Here is a 5,410-nt window from a genome sequence, read left to right as displayed (position 1 = left end):
CTTGAACGAATGACCGGAGGAGAACTTGCGACTTGGATTAGGAATACTTGCCTTGATGAGAAACCGAATAAAAAAAGAAATTACAAAGCGGCAGATCCTCAGCTCTTAGCGGCATTAGGACGTATTGGAGGTAATCTCAATCAGATTGCAAGACAAGTAAATACTGTTGAATCCGATATAGAAAAAATTAGAGCTTTTGCAGAGTTGGCAATAATTCGAGAACAACTACAAGGAATCTTGGCTAACTATGATCGTTAAATTTTTGGGAAATAAAGGGGGCGGTAGTGCAGGTGCAACAATTGACTATCTACTTGGCAAAGATCGAGATAGACCAGGTGCCGTTTTACTTAGTGGAGATCCCGAATTAACTCAACGATTAGCAGATAATTTGGATTTTCAAAATCGCTATACAGTTGGGGTGCTTTCATTTGAAGAATTAGAGATTGAGGCACACCAAAAAGAAGAAATCATGCAGAGCTTTGAAGCTACATTGCTTGCAGGATTAGAAAGAGATCAATATGACATTACTTGGATAGAACATACTGATAAAGGGCGTTTAGAGCTTAATTTCGTAATTCCTAATGTTGAATTAAGTACAGGAAAGAGATTACAGCCTTACTTTGATCAGGCTGACCGCCCACTTGTAGAAAACTGGAAGCAAGTCACCAATTTTAAGTATGGTCTAACAGATCCTCATGCACCTGAGAAAGCTCAAGCTATTAAGAGTTTGAATAGCCAAAACCTACCTCGAAGCGTCAAAGAAATTAAAGAGCAAATCGGGACAGCAATTGCTGAGCAAATTAGCAATGGCAATATCCAAAATAGGCAAGATGTAGTTGAAACCCTAAAGGGTGCAGGCTTTGAGATTGCTAGAGAAACAGATAGATCAATCAGTATTAAGAATCCTGACGGCAAGCGGAATATTCGTTTAGAAGGCGTAATTTATGAAAATCGACAATTTGATAAACAATTTGCAGAAGAACACCGCCGAGCAGGACAGGATTATCAAAGAACAAGCCGAGAGCGTTACGAAACAGCACTTGGAAAGCTACAACGCCTTACTGAGAGCAAGCAGCAAGGAAACAGAGAAAATTTTAAGGTCAAACCTTCAGACCATCCAAGATCAGCAGCCGAAAATCAGAAACGCTTTGCGTTTGAATATTCTCACGGGAGCAATATTGGGCGTGTTGATTACAGTGTTTCTGATTTTTCTTGGCGTAAATTGGTGGTTAGCGAAGCAAATTCAGAACAAGCAGCAGGAATTAGCCGAAATCAATCTGAAAGTAGAGCAGACACCGCTAGAGAAACAAATCTTGCGGAAGGTGACTTTACACGAGAGCGAAGACAAGAAAACCCTATATATCATGGCGAAGAACAGCAAAAAAGCGCACGCTTACGAGACCACATCCAGTCAAATGGTACTGAAATTGGAAAAATAGAATCTAACTTTAAAACTCCTTTTGAAAATCCATTTAACCAGTCAAATGATGGAAAGGAGCTTTTGAAGGATAGCGGAAGTTTATTTGAAAACTTAGCCACCTCAAAAGAAGCAAAGCAGGACGTAAAACAGAGTAATCCTAATCAAGCGGAACAAGATAATGCCAAACGACTTTATGAATCGCTACAAAGACTTATTGAACTCGTTAGAGAAGCAATTGAAAGAGCTAAACGCTATAAATCAAAGTCAGAGCGAGCAGATCGAAACATTGAGCATTCAGAATCAAGTATTGAGAAGTCAGAACGAGGAATTAGCCAGTCAAAATCAGCAATTAAACAATCTCAACAGCAAATTAAGAGAAGTGAACAGCAAATTAGCCAGCAAATGAAAGAAAAACACGTTGAAAGAAGGGCTAGTAGAGGATTTGGGCGTTAAATTTAATAAATTACGCTAGATTACTTTCAAAAAAAGTCTAAAATAGACAAAACGCCTACTTTTATGAGGTTTGAACATGCAAGTTATTACAGCGAAAGATGCAAAATCACGCTTTGGTGAGTTATTAGATACGATGCAGCGAGAACCTGTATTAGTCACAAAGAATAAGCGCCCTGTTGGTGTTTTCTTGTCATTAAAAGACGTGAAAGGCACCCACTTAGAAAGCCTTTTTGATGTCCAAGATGATGATTATGAAGATTGGGAAAAAGAGAAAATCACAGAAGCGTTAAATGCTTTGAAAGCGCATCCATCTGATACGAAAGAAATGAAGTCAGTACATGCGACTGCAATGCAAAAGGCACGAGACTTGGTAGCGAGCCGTAAAAGATGACCTATGAAGTTTCTTACTTGCCACAAGCAGAACAGGATTTAATTGAAATTTTGGCGTATGGCATAGAGACATGGGGCGAAAAACTAGCAGAAGGGATGTATTTAAAAATTACTGAACAGCTAGAAACCCTGTATTTCTCACCAAATCGAACTAAAAAGAAGGGCAATTTAGGAACAAGAGAAATGCTTATTTCTGACAGTCCATACCGTGCAATTATTCAAATTGATGAGGAAGCCAAGCGAGTTTTTATTTTAAGAATCTTGCATACTTCGAGAAATATTTAATTAGATTATATGCCGTATATTGGCAAAAAACGGCTATAAAATTAAGAAAATCAATAACTTTTAAAAATATTAAAGTTGTGTTAGATTTTCTTTTAGGCGAAAAAAAAGCAGGTCGGCAAACCTACTTTTTTCTCATTGTTTAACAAATACTTAAAGCATCAGTAAACGCAAAATCGATATTTGTATTTTACTGATGTTTTGAGCATTTGCAACATAAAGGACGTTGCAAAAGGTGAATAACGCTCAATTAAGCGATTTTTTTGAAAATCTTGCTCATAAACCATACTGTGCAGATGATTTATTGTATGGCTTACAAATAAGACCGAAAAAAACGGCAATCAACATGCAATACATACAGGGTAATCAGCCTTGTATGCTTCATTACTTCTTTTTTGATATAGATCGTTCAGATGCTGTCATGGCATGGCATGATGAAAATTTGCCAATGCCCTATTGGACAGCGCAGACCTTAAAAAATGGTCATGCTCATATTTGCTATAAATTAGAAATTCCACTGTGTACCAGTGAATTAGCCAGTCAAAAAGCAATAGCCTATGCCTCAAAGGTTCAGGCAGGACTTGCCAATAAACTTGGAGCAGACGTTGGCTACAGTCATCTCATTACGAAGAATCCATTTCATAAAGATTGGCGTGTCACTTTTTGGAGTGAACAAGCCTATACGCTCGATTATTTAGCCGATTTTGTAGAATTACCTAAGAAATTAAGCAAAAAACAGGAAGTTTCAGGACTTGGACGTAACTGCACACTGTTCGATACCGTGCGTAAATGGGCATATACGGCTGTTAGAGCGCATAGAGGTGGAATCTATAACACTTGGTTAGATGAGGTAGTAAAACATTGTCTAAGCGTAAATGAAGCGTTTTTAGAGCCATTACCATACTCAGAAGTCAAAGCAACCGCAAAAAGTATTGCTACTTACTGTTGGAAAAAAGATGCGTACTGCTACCAAGAGTTTATACATCGGCAAAGTCATAAGGGAAGTATTGGCGGTAAGAAATCTAAACGTTCTAAATCTGAAAACTCAGAACGTACAAACGAACCTTGGAAAAATTTAGGAATTTCTCAAAGTACTTATTACAGATGGAAGAAGTTAGGAAGGATTTAAAGCCTTCCCTTATTTCATTACCAAAAAAATGATACATCATTAGATTCTTCATCTATAAAAGAAGTAAAAGCACTAACCAATTCTGAGTATGTCTGTGTAGTAGACCATTTATGGTTATTTATAAATTTCATGTAAATTGCTTCAGGCATTAAATGGTCAATTAAATATTCTGCATCTGGCGCGATTTCTTTTAAGATTTTAGCCGACTCAGGTAGTTGATATGCAGTTTTAATTATATCTTTGATATTCCAATTTTTACTTGCAGCTGATGTGATTCCTACTGCCTGTTCAACAGATAATTCAATCGAATATATGCTTTTTAAATAATTCACGATATTTAAGAATATTTTATTAATATCTTCTTGTTTTAGATTATTTCTAATAACTCTTGATTCTACAGAGTCATTAATTTGCTTCTCTATCTCAGCGTAGTAAGTTTGTAGGGCAGGTTCAATGAGAACCATACAAGCATTCAGGGTTAAGTAAGTCAGAGAATGAGAAATAGATTCAATAGGGGTAAGCTCGTAGGTTGGATTATCCTTCTTAAAAGTTAATACATTGAAATAAAAAGTATGACTTGCCTCATTATAGAAATTAATATTTTCCTCTAAATTACTTTCTATAAGAGGCAAAGCATTCCAAGACTCTGTACCTTGTTTATAACTAATATTCAAAGATTGAAGAGACTGTTGTCTTAGTGCAGCATATTCGAAGGGAGTATGATTTTTTACATGTTCAGCTAACCGAATTTTTAGTTGTTCAATACGAGTATTTCTGATTCTCTGTGCATTGTGGGCAATAATTTTTTTTAGGATTCTTACCTTACTATTTTCAACATTCTCAAGTTGGAAATTTTTACTTATTAATATATTGACCATTTTATCCAAATAGTCTGAAAGACTATTTTTTGTATCCATTGCTGTAGGATAAAAAGGGTATTCTAAGTACTCAAGCTGCGTAAAAGATGAATACTCAATTAAGTTAATAACATTTTGATTAGTAGATTTTCTAGCTAAGAATAACTGGTGAGTTATGAAATCAAGTAGTTGAAAGTCTGATTCAATTCTGTCGTTAAGGCTTTGAAAAACTTGAGATTCGAATTGATCTAACTCAAGCGCATTACTTATTGGTTTTATTCTTAACTTAAATGATTCAAACATTATTTTTTCCAATAGAAATATATTAAAAATTAGTACGTTATATTACATCTATCAAGGCTTATCTACTATTAACAAATGACAGCAGATAAGCCTAAATCAGATAACAGCCCTATTTGGGCTGTTTCAGTCCTCTAATAATTAAAATTATTAGAATCACTATTTCCTTTATGATCCTTAATATTTCTAATAATTCATAACTATTTTGATCCATTTTTCCTCCTAGACAATGCTTTCTTTACAGATCACAAGAATGCCCGGAGGGCATATATTATTTTTTTATTTTTATAGAGGGCAAGGACACACAAAGGGTACTCTATACAAAAACTAAAGTTTTCGATAGAGTTACCTTTTGTGCCTTGCAAGGGAAGAATCCCTTGACCCTCTTTTCGCCTTTTTCTGTTGCGGTAAATTGCCTTAACTGGGCAATTTGTCCTCACAAAAAAAGGCGACCCAATTCATGAAGCAGATTTAGTCATGACGAAGAAAGAAATCATCAAAAGACAAAAAGAGATCAAAGTCCGTTTGACCGAAGCTGAACATCAAGCCTTGCTTGAACGAATGACCGGAGGAGAACTT

General features: G+C 35.8%; 6 protein-coding genes. 5 read left to right on the top strand and 1 reads right to left on the bottom strand.

Annotated features, from left to right (window positions below; all coding sequences use genetic code 11):
* The 5 genes from mobC to FTV42_RS15375 form a co-directional block, all read left to right on the top strand.
* A partial coding sequence (gene mobC, locus FTV42_RS15395; RefSeq protein ID WP_180039164.1) for a plasmid mobilization relaxosome protein MobC occupies nt 1-258 on the top strand: 258 nt, incomplete at its 5' end.
* Nucleotides 248-1,873 (top strand): relaxase/mobilization nuclease domain-containing protein, encoded by a 1,626-nt coding sequence (locus tag FTV42_RS15390; RefSeq protein ID WP_180039163.1) that lies wholly within the window; start codon nt 248-250, stop codon nt 1,871-1,873. The genes mobC and FTV42_RS15390, both read left to right, overlap by 11 nt.
* A 76-nt stretch (nt 1,874-1,949) precedes the next feature.
* Nucleotides 1,950-2,264, top strand: coding sequence for a type II toxin-antitoxin system Phd/YefM family antitoxin (locus FTV42_RS15385; protein ID WP_003115799.1), 315 nt, complete (start codon nt 1,950-1,952; stop codon nt 2,262-2,264).
* A complete protein-coding gene (locus tag FTV42_RS15380; RefSeq protein WP_179995778.1) occupies nt 2,261-2,548 on the top strand; it encodes a type II toxin-antitoxin system RelE/ParE family toxin in 288 nt (95 codons plus the stop codon). Before FTV42_RS15385 ends, FTV42_RS15380 begins: the two co-directional genes overlap by 4 nt.
* 232 nt (nt 2,549-2,780) lie before the next feature.
* On the top strand, nt 2,781-3,674 hold the full coding sequence (locus FTV42_RS15375; RefSeq protein WP_180012288.1) for a replication initiation protein: 894 nt from the start codon (nt 2,781-2,783) through the stop codon (nt 3,672-3,674).
* A 17-nt stretch (nt 3,675-3,691) separates the two neighbouring features.
* Here the strand turns inward: FTV42_RS15375 and FTV42_RS15370 are convergent, their stop codons facing one another.
* The gene (locus FTV42_RS15370) at nt 3,692-4,834 is read right to left on the bottom strand and encodes a hypothetical protein (protein WP_180012286.1); all 1,143 of its coding nucleotides are present in this window, start codon (nt 4,832-4,834) and stop codon (nt 3,692-3,694) included.
* Between the last annotated feature and the right edge of the window lie 576 nt (nt 4,835-5,410).

It is taken from the genome of Acinetobacter sp. YH16052, from assembly GCF_013417155.1.
Lineage (GTDB): Bacteria > Pseudomonadota > Gammaproteobacteria > Pseudomonadales > Moraxellaceae > Acinetobacter.
The sequence above is the reverse complement of the archived record's forward strand: the minus strand, read 5'-3'. Positions and strand labels throughout refer to the sequence as shown.